Raw genomic sequence first — 21,203 nt, 5'->3', positions numbered from 1 at the left:
AGCACTTTTAGAAAGCTTTTTTGAATAAAAACACCCCTTTAAATTGATGATGTTATTGTTAGATCTCATCAATAAAATTGAGTAAAATACTCTTCACATCATCTACTTTGCCTTCTTTTAAACCACCTGATGTTGCCCCTGTAATCCAGTATAAAACCATTCCTGCATCTGAGCAATCGTATCTTCCTTTTTGGAATTTGACAACATCATCGATTTCGGCAATTTTACCAATTACCCAAAGCCATTGAACTCTTGGATCTGAGTGATTTTTAGCCCAATCGAATTCCTCAATTGGCACTTTCAAGTAGGTATTTTGATCTGGAATGCGTACTTCCTCTACCCCAAAATCGAGTATTTGTTGCCATGTGTAAAAATCTCCGGCATCGTCGTTTGCAGGATGATGAGTAATTACTTTTACAAATTGATGTTTCTTTGGATCCGACTCGGCAAGGGCAAAACCAATAATATCGGGTTCCCCAGCTTCGATAATCCACAAAGGATCTTCTTTAGAAGAAGCATTGATGGCTTTTTTTAAATCGAAAATGGTTTGCTCAGTATTCCATTTGGCATCCAAAAATCTTAGAGATTCGAAACCTCCCCATCTACGGGCAGTTACTTCACAACTGCTTTGCATTAATGCATGTCGCTCTCGTTCAGCCGCTTCAGAGATCTTTTTCACTTTCACTAAATCACAGCTATGGGAATAATGAACCAACCTTTCTGTTAAACCTGTGGCACTTAACAATGCTAAAGAGATGGCTGTCCCACCTAAATCATCAGGATCGGGAGAATTCCCATCGGCAACTATAGCCAACCTACCTGCTGGTGGCTGAATATTTTGTGCTATGCTTACTATAAATGAAATAAGTATAGTACATATTGTTAGTGTAATTCTTTTCATATCATTTTTATAGCTAACCTAAATAAATGTACGTTAATATTGTTTTGTTGTTAGTTTTTATGGAAGTCGTAAAGATTTATCTCTACTGATTACTTCCTCTATATCTTTTCCTTTTGGAGTATACAAAGAGTCTTTCGTAAGTAGGAATTTATCAAATCGAAATCCATCCTCTCTCATACTAAATTGAATATCGTGTACACCTTCAGTTTCTATATCTAAGTAAATACCATAAGGAATACCACAATGTTCCTCTTTTGTTCTTTGCTTACTGGCCCAAGTCCACTCGTTCCTCCCTTCGCTCCATTGCATTTTCTTTCCGCTTACCGGCCACTCTCCATCCAGTCCTACATGTATTCCGTTGTCTTCACTTCCTGTACTAAATGCTCTTACCCAAACATAGTAACGACCTGTTTCATTAAATTTTACTTTATAATGTAAAATCCCAATTTGGCCTGGCGTATTCGTAAAATTCTCTCCTCTCACCACTTCATCATCATGAGTTACTCTGGTATCCGGTAAGATCTGAATGTATTTATTCTTACTTGCTGATTTGACACCTTCATCAATTAAGTCATTCGAAGAAATACTATCTGATTGGAACCATGCTCTAATTTCATTTTTTCCTTGCTTATAAAAGTGTTCTGCTTCTACTGCTACAATTCCATCCTTTTCTTCAAATATGAATTTTTTATTTCTTACAGCTTGATCTTGAATATCAATTTGTGCGGTACAAGAGGTGCCTATTAAAAATAAAAAAATGAGTAATTGGAGTTTCATGAGTGGTGTGTTTATTAATTTTTTGAATACATCACTAATCTAATTCATGCATACAATTCAAAAATCAAATAAAAGGGTAAAATCGTCCAACTAATTTTTCGCAAGACTATTTTACCTTTAAAATACACCTTTACGACCACTTTTTTATTGTTTGTCGTTTAAATTGAATTTATACATTTTAAGATGATCAGCTCTTGTCATATCAAGATAAATGAGATCTTTTTTAAAAATAAACTAGAAATGAAACGAATTTTACTTCTCAACTTATTAGTAGTAATGGGTATTTTCTCTTGTCAGAAACACAGTAATTCTTCTGTGGTGCAATCGAAGAAGAAACCCAACATTGTGTATATATTAACCGATCAGTGGAGAGCCTCGGCAACTGCCTATGGAGGAAATACTACTGTTAAAACTCCAACATTGGATCAGTTAGCCAAAAAGTCGATTAACTTTTCTAATGCCGTATCGGTTACTCCCGTTTGTACACCACATAGAGCAGCCTTGTTTACCGGAAGATACCCTACCACTACTGGCATGGTAGTGAACGATGTCTATTTGCCGGAAGAAGAACTTTGTATGGCTGAAATTTTTAAATCAGAAGGGTATTCTACGGCCTATTATGGTAAATGGCATTTAGATGGACACGGTCGTTTAAACAATGTGGCTCCAGAAAGAAGACAAGGGTTTGATTATTGGAAAGGACTGGAATGTTCTCATAATTATAACAAAATGCCTTACTACGAAAATGATGATCCGGAAATCAAATATTGGCCGAAGTATTCTCCTTTTGCTATTACGGAAGATGCCAATAAATATTTAGCAGCACATGCAAACGATGATCGACCATTTTTATTGGTATTATCCATTGCTACTCCTCATTATCCTCATGGAAGTGCACCCAAGCGTTTTATGGATATGTATCCACAAGACAGTTTAGAATTACCCAAAAATGTTTATCCACAATGGGAAAAGCGTGCTAGAAAAGAAATGCAAGGCTATTATGCACATATCTCTGCAACTGATGAAGCGATTGGGAATGTGTTAAAACAATTAGAGAATTTGGGATTGGAAGAAAATACCATTGTTGTGTTTTCATCGGATCATGGGGAAATGTTAGGTGCACATGGAGTGAAACCTTTTGTAAAACAATTGCCATGGGATGAATCGGTGAGAGTACCTTTCTTAATTAAATATCCATCTATTGGTGATCATGCAGGAAGTGTTATCAAAGCGCCCATTAACACACCTGATATTTTGCCAAGTCTATTGGGCTTATCTGATATTTCTATTCCTGAAACTATAGAGGGTGAAGATCTCTCTAATTTGATGAAATCGCCTGATCCGAATTATGATCGAGCAGCTTTAGTTATGAATGCTTGTCCTTTTGGATCGAATCATAAAGATGAAGAATACCGTGGCATCCTGACAAAGCAATATACTTATGTAAAAACACTACAGGGTCCTTCCCAATTGTTTGATAATGTATCGGATCCTCTTCAGTTAAATAATCTTATTGACCAAAAGGCAACAGCACAAGTGCAAGAACGTTTAGAAGGGCTTCTTCAAAAAGAAATGTCTAGAATTGGAGATGAGTTTAAACCTAGGGAATACTATTTAGAGAAATATAATTATAAACTCGATCCTAGAAAACATGCTATTAATTGGTGGGATTTTAGTAAAGGGAGAGGAGTTATTCAAGGGCCAAGAATAATGTAAAAAATATATTAAAAGAGGTTGTTTCATCATATTGTGAAACAACCTCTTTTCAGTTTAATTCTTCCCTAAAATTTTATCCATCACCCAACTGACATGAACAGCATCTTTAGCTGTTGAAGGATGACTAAAATCTGCTGAGAAAAGATCTTTTTTCATGTTCTCTACATGAGGTAATTGTACATGATGTGGATGTTCGATGAATAGTTCTTCTAAAGTATCTTGTTTTTTTAAAACTATTGGATTCTCATGAAAAACAGAAAAAACGATGCTTCCTTTACTTCCAAGAATCTCCACTCTGTCCTCATTCTCTTGCGTACCAAAATTCCAACACCCACTACCCATAACTCCATTTTTATGTACCCAACATGCCGTCATAGCATCGTCTGAGGTGTAAAGATTTTGTTGATTTGTACTGAAACCACTCACGTCTTTCATTTCATCAAATAGATAGACCAATAGATCAAGCCCATGACTTGCTAAATCATCAAAATGTCCGCCGGTAGCGATTTTTCTGTCTGTTCTCCAGTTGTATTCATCGGATAAATCTAAATCACTTGGAGATGCACTGAACTTCCAATGCACATGTCTCACCTCACCTATTTCATGATTCTTCAACCACTCTTTCACTTTTAAAAAGCGAGGTAAAGATCTTCTGTAATAAGCAACGAACAAAGGAGTATTGCTTTCCTTAAATTTTTGATAGATAGTTTGACATTCCTCAAAGGAGGGTGCCAAAGGTTTTTCAATACAACAGATCTTTCCTGCTTCTGCTACCTTTAAAGCAAACGTCAAATGAGCATCTGGAGGAGTGGCTATATAGACGGCATCAATTTCTGGATCTTGTATCAATTGGTCTGAATCTGAATAGAATCTATCTACTTTATGTCTTATGGCATAATCCTTTGCTTTGTCGGCATCCCTCCTCATCACAGCTTTTAATGCAAAGCCTTCAATTAATTGATATGCTGGACCACTTTTTACTTCGGTAACGTTTCCGCAACCAATAATGCCCCAACGAATAGTTTTATTCTTATCCATCATGAACTAGCTCTTCTTTTTAGATTTCTTCTTTAAAATTAGAAAATCAAACTGATCTTTCGGGTATTCTACGTACAATAAGTCCTTCATTTTACTTAATACCTTTTCATGATCATTTGAATCTACCAAGTTCTCATTTTGGATGCTATAATCTTGTTGACAAGCATATAGCTCTGAAGAATGTATTTTCTTATTTTTCAGGTCTCTCCATTCTGTATATCGCCATGCGCCATCTGTTACCGTTAGGCCCATAATCTTGTCGCCTCTAGCGTAAAGGCTGTAGGCACCTGCATCACCCTTTTTCTTGGGCCTATCTAATAATGGTAATAAAGATTTTCCATCCACATCCGTTAGATCCAAACCACAAGCAGCGGCTACTGTTGGGAAAACATCAATATTTTCAACTAGAGCATCACTTGTTAATCCTTTTTTACTCTTTTTATAAGCGGTCTCTCTACTCATTATTAGAGGCACTCGAGTATCTAATTCAAAATTGGTATGCTTACACCAATCCCCATATTCTCCAAGCTTCCAACCATGGTCGCTCATAAACACAACAATGGTGTTTTTTCTTAGATCCAATTCCTCTAAGGTGTTTAGGATTTTTCCTACTTGTGCATCGATATAACTTACACTTGCATAATATCCGTGGATTAAAGTTCTCGTGGTTTCATCATCAAGATGACCTTCTTTAGGCATACCATAATAACCTCTTAATTCTCCCCAATGTGTGGTGGCATAAGTACTCACATCTGTCGGTTGTTTTCTTAGTGGAATATCAAATGTTGACGGGTCATAAAGATCCCAATATTTTTTAGGGGCATTGAATGGTAAATGAGGTTTGCTTAAACCCACCACCATCATAAAAGGATCTTTCTTTATCTGTTTTAGGATCTTAATCGCCGAAGCGGATGCTCTTCCATCTTTATATCCTTCATCAGCAACATCTGCCGCTTCGAATGCCGGACCTTTTTTTACTCCCTCAATTTTTAAACTATCTAATAAGAGCTGATTTTCTGGTGAGGCATATGTATTTAACTCTTTGGGAATATGTAAACTCCAGTTTTGCTTATCGTCTATGATGTGATGATACACTTTGCCAATACTGATGGTTTTATAACCATTTGATTTAAAGAATTGAGGCATGGTCATCATGTCTTTCTGTACAGAACGTAAAGGGGTGAAAATGGAATAGACCCCAATTTTATCCACTCTCTTTGAGGTTAAAATACTCATTCTTGAAGGTGCACAAATACCTTGTTGAGCGTAGGCGTGATTAAATGTAATGCCCTCATTTGCTAGCTTATCTATATTTGGACTTTTTACTTTCGTATTCCCGTAGCAACCCAAGTCGGGTCGTAGATCGTCGACTAAGAAAATAAGCACATTGTTTTTTTCTTGTGCCCAACCAAGTGAGGCATAGAAAAAGAGAAAGAGAAATAGTGTTGTTGTTCGTTTCATTATTGAAGCATTTAAAATATGACTATTATTTTTTGTAAATCTCTATCGCATTTAGAATCGGTTCTCCAACGATCTTATCAAATTGTATGTCTATTGACTGATTGTTGCTGACCTTTATTTCCGTTTTTATTTCTACTTTTTTGTATTCTCCATATTGATTCATCAGGTCCAATCGATTTATCAATAATTCATCGTTTATTCTGACTGAAAAAGTTCTACTCACTTTTTCATTATCCATCTCCTCATCGTCCATTAAATCATATGGAAGATGTTTTACATGATTACCTTCTAATTCCGCAAAATGAAGAATCACTTCGTACACTCCCGGTGGCACATCCAATTTAAATTGTTCTATTCCCACCAATTGAGTTTGATAAATAGGATCGTTATAAGTGCCCTCAATAGGTTGATTTGTTCCATAAGGGTGCTGTCTTCTATTAAAGGTGCGCACAAATGATTTTCCTCCAATAGCGCCCCAACTTCCTTTGTTATACGTTTGATTTAATCCCCATGCTTGATCTATTTGATCATCATAAAAGAATCGTTTATCGCCCAAATTAATTGATAAACCATTAATAGGAAATTGCTCTAAAGATCTTGGTAAAAGGTCGATTCTTACTTCAGCATAATCTTCCTCCTCTCCCGATATTGCTTTTAATTTATTGATCCCGTTTGTAAACGGTACTTCAAAAGTCGCTATTGAATTTTCGACGTTTTTATGACCAATACTTTTACCGTTAATGTATAATTCAATATCAGATTGATTAGAAAATACTTGAACGGGTAGTGTCGCAATTCCTTTATTATTTTCATCTTCTATACATGTTCTACGTTTCCAACTTTTTGTAGATAAAGCTAAAAATGGTAATTCCAGTAAACTCGCCTGATAAAAATAATAGACATCTTTTGGTGTTCGGTTTATACCCACCAATCCTTTATTATTGATACTCTGTACCGCATCTACCCTTTGTTCAGAACTAAAATCAGCATAATTCCATACGTTTGCTCCAGCAACATAAGGAAGCTTTTTGATCACTTTTATATAATGCTGATGGTAGGCCGTTGCGTATTCTTGCGAAAAATCAAATCTGCTAGGATCAAGTGAATGTAATCTAGGATCAGCTCCTGCTCCATATTCTGTGATGATTAACGGTTTCTTAACGGTATCATGGAATTTCGTCAGTTTATCTTCCAATGCATCATAAGATCTACCGTACCAACCATCATAAATGTTCCACCCTACAATCATGGGTACCTCGGTTAAACCTGCATTTTTATAGGTATCCAAACCACTATGATTAGGAATCATTGTGTATCGATAAGGATCTTCTTCTCTCGTAATTGCTTCTAACTTTTTAGCTAATTGCAAGACGTAATCGGTATATTGTTTATAACGCTTCGGTTCTTTTTTATACTTCGGCTTTAATAGAATTTCGTTCATATACGCCCACACAATCAAGCTTGGGTGATTATAATTTTGTCGAATCATTTCTAACTGAGCACTCATACAATTTTTATCAAATTGTTCGTCTTCTGTCACAGTATTAATCACAGGAGTTTCCACAGTCGTTAGAATTCCTAAACGGTCACAAGCTTCAAGAATACTTTGATCTTGAGGGTAATGAGATATTCTAAGAAAGTTACTGCCCATCTCTTTGATCATCTGAATATCCTTGTAGTGCAGATAGTCAGGCAATGCATTCCCAATCCCTTTAAAATCTTGATGTCGATTCGTGCCTATCAATTTTAGAGGTTTCCCATTAAGGAAGAATCCCTTGTCGGTATCAAACTTAAACCATCGGAACCCTAATGGATTAGTAACTTCATCTAGTTTTGTATTGGATTTTGCATCCCAGATTTCGCATACAACAGTATATAAGTGGGGATGATCTGGACTCCAAAGAAGAGGTTGAGCAATGGTTTCAAAATCAATATCAACTACTCTATTTTCTTTATGATCTAGCTGTAATTTGCTTTTTTTCTCAAGGATTAATTGATGCTTTGGATCATAGATTTTACTCACCAACTTCAACTTCCTCTTATCAGTAGCACTATTTTTAATTCTTGCTTTAAGGTGTACCTTACCTTCTGATGCACTCACCAAAGGAGTGGTAATAAAACAGGCATTAGAAGCATCATCTTCAAAATTAAAATGCACTTTATCTTTCACCACTAGATTTACATCTCTATAAATCCCTCCGAAAAAAGTAAAATCCGCTGTTAGAGTAGGAATCATTTCATCGAAACTATTATCGGCTTTTACGACCACTTGAAAGGTGGTTTGCAATTTATTTTCATCGAATTGAATCCATTCTGAAATGGGCACCACAAAACGTGTATAGCCGCCTACATGTGTACCTGCCAACTTTGAATTGATGTACACTTCGGCAACAGTATTCACCCCTTCAAAAAATAAAAAGAGTTCTTTTGACTGATAACTAGATGGTATCTTCACCGTTTTAGTGTACCACCCTGCCCCTCGGTAATATCCTTGATGTTCATCGATCACATCTTTATCGTTCCAAGTATGAGGTAAATCTATATTTTCTGATTTATTTAACTTGGATAGAAAATCGTTGACATCACTTATTTCATCGTCTTTAATAAATTGCCAAGACGCATTAATGGTGTATTGTGTTTGTGCACTGACTAACTGATGCAAACACAAAAAAAGAAAAAGTAAGTTTAGTTTTAGGTAGCTTTTCATAATTCAGTTTTCATTTCAATAATTAAAAAAGGTTCAAGTAATTCCAATTTTAGAATACCTGAACCTTTTTCTATCTTATTTCCTTTTAGAATGAGTTCACTTTGATATAAATCTGATTTACACCAGGATTTAATCGAACCGATCCAAAAGTGGTATCCACTGTCTTACCATTTAAAGTGACAATATCTTCTGATGATAAATTCAGTTTAAAATCTCCTACCATATTTGCCGGCAGCTCAATCGTATATTTTTTCACTCGATTACTCACCTTTTGATAAGACCCTTTGATGTTGCCCCTTACCGTTGGGTATTCTATAGCACAATCTTTCAATTTACTTAACTGTGGATAGATGCTTACTTTTCCAAAACCTGCCTCCATAGGTTGAATTCCCCACATTTCTCTAGGAACAATATTCGCTGGAGCAGCTCCCCAAGCATGGTTCCAATCAGAGTTGGTTTTGTATTTCATGTCCCATGCTTCTAAGGTGATGGTCGAACCAATCTTAATCATATTGTACCAACTTCTGTCGTGAGTGGCATTCATTAATTCTAAAGCATAATCCTCTTCGCCTGCAGCATATAAAGCTTCTAATAAATATTGTGCACCATAAACGCTACAAGCCATTCCTCTAGATTTCACATGTTCTACTACCGATTGCTTTCTACTCTCAGGAACTACATCAAATGCTAATAAAAACATGTTAGCATGTAGAGAACCGTGATCGGTACCAACGCCGTCTACATAATAGCCTTTGTCAGTATCAAATAGTTGTTCGTTAATCGATTTCTTCACTCTAATGGCTCTAAATTCAAAATCAATGGCTTCATCAGGCTTGTCCATAATGCGAGCAAATTCAGCCATGATTTTCATATTGTGATAATAAAAAGCATTGACCACCGTATTGATTCTCTTGAAAACATATCCATCTCTCTCACCTTGTTGCATCCCTTTCTTTCCACCAAAATTCTTCGCTTTTGGAGGCCAATCGACAATATCTTTTAATCTTCTGGTAGTATCAGGGAAGCCTAATCTCAATAAGAATTCGGCATTATGAGCTTCCGATTTTGTACTTACAAAACCATCTTCCACTTCCAAGTCCATCAACGTTTTTACCTTTAAACGCTCATAAAAACGATGTATTAATTCTGTGTTTCCAGTGTACATATAATCTTGGTACATCATCATAGCGACATGTTGTTGCCACTCTGTCGGCCAAGTGGGTTTACTTTCGAAGAAATATTCAATTGTTTTTCTAGCCATCGCATATTCATTATCCATAGCATAATGACTCAGCTGATTTAAATAAGCATCGGCCTCATAAGGAATACGCTCTCTATCTCCATCTACGTAATACCCTGCAAAAGTGGTGGCTTTGATAGAGTATTTACATAAATCCCATACTTCGTTTAATATCTTATCTGAGCTAGAAAACGAACTGCTATTTCCATCGAAATAACCAAAGTAAGCGTGTTGTATCACATTTTCTGTAGATAATTGATCTTCTGCTCCTTCTATTTCCACATATCTAAATGGCATCAAGACAGGAAATGAATCGGGCAATGCCACGGCTAACTTATTGGTATTTCTCTCGTCCGCAAGGATAAGAACTTTATAAGACATTTGATCAGGGTTCACCTCCAAAGTCACTTCTTGATAACGGATAGTTCCTCCCGGCTTCTGATCGATTCTACCCTCTAATAATTTTTCCCCCAATCGAATCGTCAATTGATGTTTTTTTGTGGCTTTGTAATGAATACTTAAAGCGGCAAATGCATCTTTTCCAAAATCGAAGAAATAACTTCCTTTACCTAAAGATTTCTCAGCTTCCGGAGTTTTGTTTTCGATTTGAAAGATATTCGATGAAGTTTCGTTTTTCATCAAATTGCCTGTCTTGAATTCTTGAATCTCCGAATATTCTGAGATGATATTGTTCTGATCAAAAATTCTGACCTTCCAGAAGTACTGTTGGTTAGATGACAATACTGTATCAATTTCAATATTTGTTGATTGATTACTGCGTACATTTCCACTATCCCAAACATCACCAATATTCATTTCGGCTTTCTCCTTTGTAGAAGAAACCAATACTTGATACCCTTTCTGTTTACCTGCTTGTTGAGGAATCATCCACCCTAATTCTGGCTGATTGTCTAGTATTTCTGTTTGTGCAGGTTCTCTAATTAATTCTACAGTTAAACCATAAGGAACACCCGAATATTTATCGGCATAACGTTTTGCCAACTCATCATTTTTAGCTCTAAACTCTGCTAAAACCTTTTGATACTTTTTCTTGTTTGCCAGGTTTTTAGTTTCTCTTGGGTCCTTCTTGATGTAGTATAATTCCTCTATCGATTTATCGTTTACGTAACGTAGATATTTCCAATCGCTTGTACGCACCCCTTCACTTGGAGGAATGTGATCAAATTCCCAAAGGTGCTCTACTAGCACTGTATCTCGATCAAAAGATTTACCTCCATTGTTTACGAAAGACATCAAACTTTTACCTTGCCATGCTTCGGGTGCATCGGCTCCGGCGATATCTGCTAAAGTAGCTGAGATATCGATATTCAAAGCCATCTGATCTATATCATGGTGTTCTTTTCCTCTTGGATCATAGATAATAAGTGGAACTCGAATAGAGTTATCGTACATCAGCCATTTTCCTGAAATTTGTCTCTCGCCCAAGAAAAAGCCGTTGTCGCCCATCAAGATGATGACCGTATTATCGGCCAACTCTTTCTCCTCTAATTTATTTCTGATTTTTGTGATTTCCTGATCTACACCATAGATCATTCGGTAATATCCTTTTGTACTGTGTTGATATTTTTCTGGAGTATCGTCTCTCCAATACCATCTCGTTTTATTAAAACCATCTTTTACCATTTGAGGTAATGCCTCATAGTATTTATCTTCTGATAAAGCAGGAGCCGGCATATCCATATCTTGATATAGCTTACCGGGTTCTTCTTGCCAGAAATATTGCTCTGAAGCACCGTCGTGTGTATGTGGAGCACTAAAACAAAGTGATAATGAGAAAGGCTTATCTTCTGGAACATTCTCCAAGAAATCTAATCCTTTTTGTCCAGTATATCTTGTCAGGTGAACCGTATCTCCATCGATGGTTTTATAATAATATCCTCTATAATCCTTGTACTTGTAAGCACGATCATAGTCTTCGATTTCATCAAATAGTTTTTCTTTGCCTGCATATTTTACTCCGAATTTACCAAAGAAACCAGTGTAATACCCTGCATCTTTAAGTACTAAAGGATATGCATTTTCCATATACTCTTCTCTCATGTCATCCGTTTGAAAAGTATATCTATGCGAACGTTCATGTACCCCAGTAAAAATACTTGATCTACTTGCCGAACATATCGGAGTGGTGACAATGGCATTTCTAAAGTAAGTACCTTGTTCGGCTAACTTGTCCATTTCTGGAGTGGTAGCATATTTATTTCCGGCATAACCTAATGCATTCCAACGCTGATCATCTGTAAGTATAAAAATGATATTCGGTTGGTCTGATTTATTTTTATTTATGGTTTGCGCTTTTGTGTTTACTCCTAATAAAAGGGACCAAAGGCCCATTAGTAATAACCCTTTCATTCTAATGTTCATATCAAAAAAATTGAGAAGTCTGCATTTTTTTTCGTCTGATCTAAAACTGAATAATTTTTACTGAAAAAAAATCCGATTTGAATGTCAATTCGTCCAACTCACTGACAAACACCCCTTTTCCAAGAAGTTAAAGTACTTTATGATATATCAAAAAGGTATAATCTATAAAAAAACCATCGAAAAGGAGAAGCTCCTAAACGATGGCGATGTTGGTTTATACTCTATGTTTTACTACACTATGATTTTCAACTTTTAAACTACTTCTACTTTTATTTCAATTGTCTTTTGTGCTTTATCAAAAAATAAATCCAATGGAATAGCCTCCACTCCAGGGACCATATTAAAGGTTCTGTTTTTTTCTGTTGCCCTTACTTTAATCGGAACATTGGATGTGATCTTCAATAATCCACCTGACTTTTTTACCGTTAAAATATTGGGTTGAGGTTGATCGACAATCTCATCGTTTGGCGAGATAATCGGTAACACAAAAGCTGTTTTCTTTTCAATTTCTTGGTCAGTCTCAGCGATGATTCTCAAATAATCTGAGGTAAACTGATAATCGATTTTGAAATTACTTGCTGTATCTTTTACTTTTTGTCTGCTTTCGTTTTTTAACTGCACCGCCCCTTCCACGGCGACCAAATAGTCATCATTTTTTGTATTGAATGATGCTTCTAAATCGAATAGGTTGGTGTACCATACATTATTAGAAAAAGTTTCTATGCGTGGTGTTAGGGCAATATCTTTTCCTGGGGCATCTTGCTGATTTAAAGGCTCCATCTGTCTATACACTGCCAAACTTGCAGCACAGATCAATCCTAATTTGTTATGATACAATGTCGATAGAGAGGCCCCAGTAGCTTGACGAAGATCTTTTTTGTGATAATACTCTGCATCATAAGCCGTTACCGTTGCTCTCCAATTACCTCTTGATACCAACACCGTATCTAATTCTTCGAAATAATCAATCCCTTCTGATGCTGCACGCGGTAATGGTGTTTTATCATTTATATTGGGTAAATGACTCCAATTATCCAACATGTATGCTAATGATTTCGCATGGGTAAATGTATGATGCAAACATGGTTTTATTCCATGAGACACATAGTGCATTCCTCCATGTAAAAGTCCATTATCTGTACATCGATCTAACAGTTCTGTGTTTCTAATAACAGCTGTTCCAAAAGATGGATTGGAGTTCGCCAAAATGCTGTAAGCTGGCTGACAACCATCACAAGTACGGCTTCCCCAATACGTCCACTTAAACATTCTCGTTCCCCAACTATTGTCCCAACCACCATCAGGCATCATAAACTGTAGATGACTATTCAACGATTTTGTCACCAACTTCAATAATTCTTTGTCCTTGGTTTCATGAGCGTATAATGCCAAGCTGTTTAAGGTTTCTTCCACATTATACCCAAGGTCTACTCCCGGTAAACCTTTTGCACTTAACTTATGTGCTGAAGGTTTTATTTCACCATACAATAAGCCATTCGGGTTAGTAAAGTAGGTTTTTATCTCTTCCGCTAATGCTTTACTCTTACTGATATATTTTGGTTCATCCAATAAATCACCAATCAAGTAAAGTGCATATATATTTGTTCCTCCGTAGTTCACATTGGTGGCATCTACTTTCGGAAATTTCTTGATGATAAAATCAGTCGCTTTACTTAAACGCTTTGTCCATTGATCTTTTCTATCCTCATCCAATAAATCCCCATGATGTTTAAGTGTTTCTGCTAGAGCAATCGCCCCAAAAACAGTCGTTCCATTCCAAGACTTCGGATTAAGATCATTCGTCCAACTCCCATCAGGTAAACTCACATTGGCTTCCGCCCATTCAAATGCATTAATCCCTGCTTTTACATATTTTTTATCTCCTGTAGCTTTAGCCATGTAAAACATAGGATAGACTGCATCTTGTAATCTTGCATGTACCACCTCACAAGCAGGACATTCCATTAATCCATGTAATTTCGGGTCTTCAGGCTTATCAATTTGTATTGCGATCATACCATCACACCATTTCTTTAATAGATTGAATGAAAAGTCTTTAAAATCTAAATCGGTCTTATTGCTTCCGTGTCCATTGGTACACGACGTAAACAAGGACCCCAAAGGTAAACCTAAACCCACTCCTAGCATTGCGGAGTTAATTAAAAAATTTCTTCGTTTCAAGATAGTTTATATTTTATATTACACTAATAATTTCCAGTATCATTTTCACAAATCTGTAGTCCCATTAAGCTTAAGTATTCCTGACAAATAATGTTATAAACACACATCAGTTAGTCTGTAAATAGGAAGAAGTAATGCTTTAACTCAAGAAAAAGCATTACTCTACCAATGATTTCTAAGATTTAATAAGTTGTTTGTTCACACTATACATGATATCATCTGATGATTTTAAATGTTTAAAACAACTATTGAATCACCAATTTTTCTTGATAAACCTTTAGTGTTGACTTATCAATAAAATTGATCAAATAGATTCCCTTGCTAAAGGTATTCCCCTTAGAAAGTCTTAAGCTTCTCTCCGAAACATCGTCTTGATACACCCTCTGACCTAACTGATTATATATCAACACTTCAGCATTTTCAATTTGTCCAAAATCAATGGTAAAAGAAGAACTTGTTGGATTAGGGTATATCCTAATTTTCTTATCCTCCAATAAAGACTCCTCTGTTACTCCTAATGTTCTTGCATTTGAACTGGGGGAAAGTGCCCAATGTACCACCTGTAAACGAGCATCGCTTGACACGGCCATAGTGGTTAACTTATTCCCAGAACTATTGATTATGCTATTTGTTGTCGAAGAAAACTTATCTGAAAATGATTTTATTTCCTTCCACTGATTCCAATTTTTATTGTTGGATACTGTGGCATACAATCGTAATGTGGTTGACGATCTTACCATCAGATATAAAGTATTTGATGAGCGATCGCAATATAATTTTGGACGATCACCTCCAAAAGTGGCTACTGTTCTAGATGACCAATTAAACTTGCCATCACTGCCTTTAATTCCATAATAATGATGGTATCCACCATTGATTCTTAATACTGTATGTACATTTCCGTCTCCATCGACAGCACATCCATTATGGTTTATCAAGCCGGTATTTGTAGGAATGGTTGCGACTTTTAAACCTGGACTATTCAGATTCATCGGCATGGATAGATACTCTCCGTTGGAGTTTTTCCATGAGACACCATCATTACCCGAATAGGCATACATTAAATCATGATTGGTATCTGCGTTTGAAGTTTCCCTCCAAACCCATGTTAAATGAATTTTACCCGCATGGAACTGAACATCATTAAAATAGGCACATCGACTACCACTTCCATTGTGGGTGCCAATGTTTCCATCTATGATCTCAAAGGGCTTTCCCCAAGTGGCATCATTATTATATTTTACCATGTAGGTATCTCCGTTTCCACTACCGCCTTTACGGTACATGAAAAATAGATGCTGGTTTCTGCCTACAAAGAAACGAGGGTATGTAACATCTGTAATTTTTGTTTTATTCGCTTCCAAATAATTACGGACAGAACTAAATCTGCTTGCTGTAAATTCAGAATTACTGATGGTAGCTGTATTGGCCCAAGAAAGCATATATCTCAGATCTCTTTTGTGCATATCAAAAGATAAATGAATACGCTTGTCGATTGGCGAAATCACAATGTTGGGTGTATTATGACTATCCCAAACCCCATTTCGTTTTTCGTAACGGTGGTTCAGCTGAATGGTTTTCCAACCTCCATTTCCATAATTATCACTTCTTGAGATACATAAATATCTATCGGAATTATAAAACACCACATAGACAAAGTTCTCAAAGACCGCAATGGAGTTTTGTTGTGTTGCTGTTGCGATCACCGGATTTGTGGTCCAGCATTGTGTTGAAACGGTTGATGTACTGTAGCTGGCTGACTGCGAAAATGCAGTAAAAGATAGTAGAAAAATAAGTAATGTTAAACTGAGTTTTTTCATTTCAATTCGTGTTAATTCTAATTAGTAAAATAATTCATCATCATTCCTTTTCATTACCATTTGTATAATGTTCATTTAAAAATCATTAGGTTCAATTACTTAACATTCGTGCAATGAATCAACGCTTAAATAGGTATTAGGACAGATTAACCCATAGTTTGGACTTTTTTATCTATCGTATGATGTTAATAAAATAGTTTGCTTAAGAGCTGATCAGGATAAAGAGAAGAATTAGGATTATAAGCTTTGCTAGTTTTTGATAGTAAACAAAAAAATCATCATGCTATATATTCACAACATGATGATTTTTTACTGCTTTATAAGCGAATTAAAATTAATGTATTCCTACAAAGGCACGCTCAACTCAATATCAAGAAATCTGAAAAGACCACAAGGTATTTCCACTTCCATATTTTTATCTGAGTAATCGATTTCTTCCTTAGAAACCACATCCTTCACTCCTTTCACTTCAATAGAATTGAAAGTGATTTTTGCTGTGCGATCGTCGGGATTAATATACCCATTATCCACCAACGTTAATCGAATATGATTTGGTGCAGTTTGAACGGCAACCCAAGCCACATCTCCAGATACATTGACAGGAATTTGCTTGCTTCCTTCTTGAATGGCTTTTTCTACATTTTTGTAGTAAGTATCTGCTGCAAAGGTTTGCTTTCCATCTGCAGATAAATAGTCTTTACCATTGGTGATGAATTCCTTCGTGATGTTCTTATATAATGGGTGAAGATGATCCTCTAATTTTCCTCTTGGAGCATCTTTATCGGCAAACACTCCATTTTGAGGTGGGGTAATTAATACCATCCCATTTTCGAACTTCGGTAAGAAGTCTAAGCGTCTCTCTTTAGAACCTGATGCATAAGCAGAGAAATCATATGCTGTTACAGGTGCTGCAGGCCATGAACCATTCAAACGAGAGAATACCATTTTACGATTATCTTCTTTCTCTTTATCGTAGAAAGTCGTCCACTTCACGTTGTTTCCTTCATCTAAAAAGTCTTTATCCGGAGTTGTCATACTTAGGTGAACCGGGTTGAAACTTACGATCTCCGATTTCTTAGGCACATAAATCACACCTTTGTCGACCATCTCGTACAATACACTAAAGTATTTCTGATCCACATGGAAGTTATTTAAATACTGTGCTCCACTGGCTATGTTGTACACCATCATTCTTAACATGTGGTTCGGAATAGTCTGACTCGAGAACTGCCTTTGTCTGTAATAACTTGTGTTGTCTCTTGCTGCTCTTGCTCCCCAGCTATCCGTGGCTCCACTCGCCCAAATACCCATTTTCCCTGAGTAGCTCAAGTCCATTGACTTATCTGTAGTTTCCTCCATAGAAGGCACAAATATCGAAGAGTATTCCCCAGAAACCAATCCGTTCCACATTGGAAGGTAGATAATCGAATGCCAGAAAGCGTGTTTAGTCCTTACATAAATATTAGCGTTCTTTCCTTTAGCATAATCGGCCAAAGGATATAAGAAGTTGTCCATTACATAAGCAAAGTTCTGATCATAATGCTCCAATTCTGGAAAGATCATGACTGTCTTTTTATCCCCTCCTGCATCAAGAATTTTCTTTTCTGTTTCTAAGCTAATCATCATTGGGTCGTTACCATGTCCACCCCAATAACTGATGCCGTATTCGTTTTTATAGTTAGGAACTAGAATATCCAAAACATCTTGTTGTGTTAAGGCATATTTTTTTCTTCTATCACGCTTTTCAGTATACACCTTATTACCAAAGTCGGTACGGTCCCAATTCTCTACTTTCGGCATATGCTGACTCTTCAAGAAATAAGGGGATTTGTTTTGCTTCTTCAATTTGGCGATAATTTCTTCGTTGCCTTCGTTGATCTTCTCCGTCATGAAAAAGACTTCCTGACCTTGTCTTTCCCACTTCGGTTTCTTGAAAGACTGAATAGTTGATCTAAAGTCGGCAGTATTCTTTAATAACTTAGATAATTTTCCTTTAGGCTCTAAGTTTTTGTACGCTTTCTTCCATGAAGGATTATCAAGATGAAGAATATGAATACAGCTACCTCCACTTTGTGCACTTGCTAAAATGATGTTACCTGTAGAAGTATCTTTCCACATATTGTTGTAAGCATATTTCGTTTGCAATACTTCTGCAGTTTGTACATTGTACTTCGCATCTTGCAAAATGATGTTGTTCCCTACTAAGGTGAAAAACTTAGACTCTTTGCCAAGCATCACTAAGTCGGTTTGAGCAACACGGTAACCGTAGTTTTTAAGTTCCTTTCTGAAATTTTTTCTGAAAGAATGAGAAATCACTTCCTTACTTTCTAAATTCACTTCAGTAATTTGACCTTTCTCTAGCATTCCAGAAGAACCCAAAGACAACTCGTTTACACCATCATTATTGGCATCGACAACTCTAAGATCACCTACGGTACCTTTTGTTCCAAGACTGAATTTCTTGAATGGAGTGTTGGCATCTGCCTTAAATAAGTAGATAGAGCCTGTCGAATTATTTTGATTGTGCATACCGTGAACCACCAAAATCTCTTCTCCATTAGTGTATTTAGCAGGACGTAAGAAATTAGCCACATGAGAAGTTGAACTAGGAATTCTTTTGTCTTTCATTTTTGATCGCGCTTTCTCTAGAGAGTAGTCATCTGCAAAAATGGATTGGATTAGTTTTCCTTTTGGAGAAAGGTAATAGAGGTATCGGTCCATACCGCCAATCACAATATATTTACCTTCGGCACCATTCATTGCGGTCACCGATGAAAGAGGTGTGTCTTCGGCTTTGTATTTCCACAATAGATCGCCTTTATGGTTTAATACATATAGGTGTCCATCGGCATTAGCTGCTAAGATTTCGTCGTTGCCATCGTTATTAATATCGTCGCACCATAGATCGTGATTGGCATATCCTGATAATGGATGATCCCACAGCTTTTTGCCTTTTTCATCAAAAATGAGAATTCTACCTTCGTAACTATTGGCTACGATATAGTTCTTCTTTTTGAAATTGGCATTACGAACATGCGTAATTGTATAATCGGTATCTATACTAGTTATCCCCTGTTTTTGAGCCCAAGCACTCGTACTCATCAAAAACAAGGTGATGAAACCGATGAGTTTACATAAAGAGTTGAATTTCTTCATAATGATTCATTTTTTCATTTCACTTAGGCAAATGTAGCTGACCATCATTTTTAAGGGGTCTTCTTGTATCAGTACTTTGTATCTGTACGTGTGGGCACAAATTGACACCGGACAGATAACAATCCTACTTCATTGTTTATCTGATAGTTAACTATTTCACATCCTTTTACTGTACAAATCTTATTGTACATGCAGATACAAAATTCGAAATTGTACTCAAAATTACGGAATGGATTAACAAAGACATATTAAGAACGTACCGAAAGTCGTAAAACATCGAAAAAAAACATATTTGTATGTTCCTGATTCCTCAGGTTTTTTATCATTGAAATGAAAAAAATATGAAAAGTAGAATATTTAAGACATTCCTTGTCTTCGGGCTACTATCGGTAAGTCTGTTACAAGCACAAAATGAAAAACCGAATGTGCTGTTCATCATGGTCGACGACATGAACGATTGGGTGGGTGCATTCGAAGGTCATCCTCAAGCGATTACACCTAACATCGACAAAATCGCTAAAAAAGGAGTGATGTTTAAGAATGCTTATTGTGCCGCTCCACTTTGTAATCCATCAAGAACAAGTTTGCTTACAGGCTTGAGACCGTCGACCACTAAAGTATATGGTAACTCTGAACACTTTAGAGATCACGAAGGATTTGAAAATGTGGTTACTCTTCCTCAACACTTTAGTGCGAATGGATATCAGACAGTTGCTTCGGGTAAGATTTTCCATAGCCCAAGAGGAAATAAACCAAAGCCTAAACCGGGTAGTGATCCTGGATCTTTTCAAGAAGAAAAACTTTCAAAATTAGGAACTAGATTTCCAGAAGAGTCTTTAAGAAGAAGCCATGGTATTGATTTCAGTAGAAAAGATATGAAAGGTACCGCCAAGAAAAACTTCGATTGGTATCCAATTGACGACACCAAAGAAGAAACTAACGATTGGCAAAATGCAGAGTATTGTGCGAAATTTTTAGAGAAAGAACACGACAAACCGTTCTTCTTAGCCTGTGGTATTTTTAGACCTCACTTACCTTGGTACGCTCCAAAAAAATACTTCGATATGTATGATGTGGATAAGATCGAATTACCTGCTTATTTAAAAGACGACATCAAAGACACAGGTAGTTTTGGCAACAAAATGAAATTGGGTCTTCACGACGAATTAGTGTCTAAAGGTCTTTGGCAAGATGCAGTAAGAGCCTATTTGGCTAACCTCACTTTTGCAGATGACTGTGTGGGTGAATTGATCAATGCGCTAGAAAAATCGGAATACAAAGACAATACGATTATTGTGATTATGGGCGACCACGGTTGGCACTTAGGTGAAAAAGATATTTGGGGTAAAAATACTTTGTGGGAACGTTCGGCTAAAACACCTTTGGTGATTTACGATCCAAGAGAAAAAGGTGGAAAAGCATCTGAAGAAGTGGTCTCACTACTTGATATTTACCCGACTCTAGTAGAAATGTGTGGCCTACCTGCCAACGATAAAAACGAAGGAAGCAGTATTATCGAATTGGTAAAATCACCAAAGAAAAAGCTGAATAGAACAGCGGTAACTTCTAAGGATGAAGGCATGCATTCTATCCGTTCTAACCGTTTTAGATACACTATTTACAAGGATGGTTTCGAAGAGTTGTACGACCATCAAAAAGATCCTAATGAGTGGACGAATGTTGCTAGTGACAAAGCTTATCAAAAGGATTTAGAGGCAATGAGATCGGCGATGAATGAGAAGGTTAAGTTAACTATCAAGTCAAAGTAAATAACTCTTTTCAAATAAATTAGAAGGCTGAATCTATGTGATTGATTCAGCCTTT

General features: G+C 36.5%; 11 protein-coding genes. 2 read left to right on the top strand and 9 right to left on the bottom strand.

Annotated elements, in window-relative coordinates:
- Nucleotides 1–58: 58 nt before the first annotated feature.
- Together KMW28_RS23615 and KMW28_RS23610 are read right to left on the bottom strand one after the other, a co-directional pair.
- The gene (locus KMW28_RS23615) at nucleotides 59–901 is read right to left on the bottom strand and encodes a hypothetical protein (RefSeq protein ID WP_169661934.1); all 843 of its coding nucleotides are present in this window, start codon (nucleotides 899–901) and stop codon (nucleotides 59–61) included.
- A 57-nt stretch (nucleotides 902–958) separates the two neighbouring features.
- Nucleotides 959–1,678: a hypothetical protein gene (locus tag KMW28_RS23610; RefSeq protein ID WP_169661935.1), complete on the bottom strand. Its 720-nt coding sequence runs from the start codon at nucleotides 1,676–1,678 to the stop codon at nucleotides 959–961.
- A gap of 240 nt (nucleotides 1,679–1,918) precedes the next feature.
- Here KMW28_RS23610 and KMW28_RS23605 point away from each other — a divergent pair, with 240 nt between their 5' ends.
- A complete protein-coding gene (locus KMW28_RS23605) occupies nucleotides 1,919–3,394 on the top strand; it encodes a sulfatase family protein (RefSeq protein WP_169661936.1) in 1,476 nt (491 codons plus the stop codon).
- Nucleotides 3,395–3,448: 54 nt separating this feature from the next.
- Here KMW28_RS23605 and KMW28_RS23600 read toward each other — a convergent pair whose 3' ends face one another.
- From KMW28_RS23600 to KMW28_RS23570, 7 genes are all read right to left on the bottom strand, one after another.
- Entirely contained in the window at nucleotides 3,449–4,435 is a 987-nt protein-coding gene (locus KMW28_RS23600; protein WP_205958099.1) for a Gfo/Idh/MocA family protein, read from the bottom strand.
- Between the two features lie 3 nt (nucleotides 4,436–4,438).
- Nucleotides 4,439–5,893 (bottom strand): sulfatase, encoded by a 1,455-nt coding sequence (locus tag KMW28_RS23595; RefSeq protein WP_169661937.1) that lies wholly within the window; start codon nucleotides 5,891–5,893, stop codon nucleotides 4,439–4,441.
- Between the two features lie 25 nt (nucleotides 5,894–5,918).
- Entirely contained in the window at nucleotides 5,919–8,600 is a 2,682-nt protein-coding gene (locus KMW28_RS23590; protein ID WP_169661938.1) for a glycoside hydrolase family 2 TIM barrel-domain containing protein, read from the bottom strand.
- 85 nt (nucleotides 8,601–8,685) lie between these two features.
- Entirely contained in the window at nucleotides 8,686–12,222 is a 3,537-nt protein-coding gene (locus tag KMW28_RS23585) for a family 78 glycoside hydrolase catalytic domain (protein ID WP_244994587.1), read from the bottom strand.
- Between the two features lie 252 nt (nucleotides 12,223–12,474).
- Nucleotides 12,475–14,403 (bottom strand): glycoside hydrolase family protein, encoded by a 1,929-nt coding sequence (locus KMW28_RS23580; RefSeq protein ID WP_169661940.1) that lies wholly within the window; start codon nucleotides 14,401–14,403, stop codon nucleotides 12,475–12,477.
- 245 nt (nucleotides 14,404–14,648) lie between these two features.
- Complete coding sequence (locus tag KMW28_RS23575; protein WP_169661941.1) at nucleotides 14,649–16,223, bottom strand: BNR-4 repeat-containing protein; 1,575 nt, start codon at nucleotides 16,221–16,223, stop codon at nucleotides 14,649–14,651.
- 345 nt (nucleotides 16,224–16,568) lie between these two features.
- Nucleotides 16,569–19,379, bottom strand: a complete 2,811-nt coding sequence (locus KMW28_RS23570) for a PQQ-like beta-propeller repeat protein (RefSeq protein WP_169661942.1) — start codon at nucleotides 19,377–19,379, stop codon at nucleotides 16,569–16,571.
- A gap of 341 nt (nucleotides 19,380–19,720) precedes the next feature.
- Between KMW28_RS23570 and KMW28_RS23565 the strand changes: the two genes are divergently transcribed.
- Complete coding sequence (locus KMW28_RS23565) at nucleotides 19,721–21,148, top strand: sulfatase (RefSeq protein ID WP_169661943.1); 1,428 nt, start codon at nucleotides 19,721–19,723, stop codon at nucleotides 21,146–21,148.
- The last annotated feature ends 55 nt before the right edge of the window (nucleotides 21,149–21,203 follow it).

Source organism: Flammeovirga yaeyamensis, from assembly GCF_018736045.1.
GTDB lineage: Bacteria > Bacteroidota > Bacteroidia > Cytophagales > Flammeovirgaceae > Flammeovirga > Flammeovirga yaeyamensis.
The sequence above is the reverse complement of the archived record's forward strand: the minus strand, read 5'-3'. Positions and strand labels throughout refer to the sequence as shown.

What these genes read in the sequence shown, in the direction of transcription:
- KMW28_RS23615 (WP_169661934.1), bottom strand. Translation starts at nt 901, where the DNA reads ATGAAAAGAATTACACTAACAATATGTACTATACTTATTTCATTTATA.
- KMW28_RS23610 (WP_169661935.1), bottom strand. Translation starts at nt 1,678, where the DNA reads ATGAAACTCCAATTACTCATTTTTTTATTTTTAATAGGCACCTCTTGT.
- KMW28_RS23605 (WP_169661936.1), top strand. Translation starts at nt 1,919, where the DNA reads ATGAAACGAATTTTACTTCTCAACTTATTAGTAGTAATGGGTATTTTC.
- KMW28_RS23600 (WP_205958099.1), bottom strand. Translation starts at nt 4,435, where the DNA reads ATGATGGATAAGAATAAAACTATTCGTTGGGGCATTATTGGTTGCGGA.
- KMW28_RS23595 (WP_169661937.1), bottom strand. Translation starts at nt 5,893, where the DNA reads ATGAAACGAACAACAACACTATTTCTCTTTCTCTTTTTCTATGCCTCA.
- KMW28_RS23590 (WP_169661938.1), bottom strand. Translation starts at nt 8,600, where the DNA reads ATGAAAAGCTACCTAAAACTAAACTTACTTTTTCTTTTTTTGTGTTTG.
- KMW28_RS23585 (WP_244994587.1), bottom strand. Translation starts at nt 12,222, where the DNA reads ATGAACATTAGAATGAAAGGGTTATTACTAATGGGCCTTTGGTCCCTT.
- KMW28_RS23575 (WP_169661941.1), bottom strand. Translation starts at nt 16,223, where the DNA reads ATGAAAAAACTCAGTTTAACATTACTTATTTTTCTACTATCTTTTACT.
- KMW28_RS23570 (WP_169661942.1), bottom strand. Translation starts at nt 19,379, where the DNA reads ATGAAGAAATTCAACTCTTTATGTAAACTCATCGGTTTCATCACCTTG.
- KMW28_RS23565 (WP_169661943.1), top strand. Translation starts at nt 19,721, where the DNA reads ATGAAAAGTAGAATATTTAAGACATTCCTTGTCTTCGGGCTACTATCG.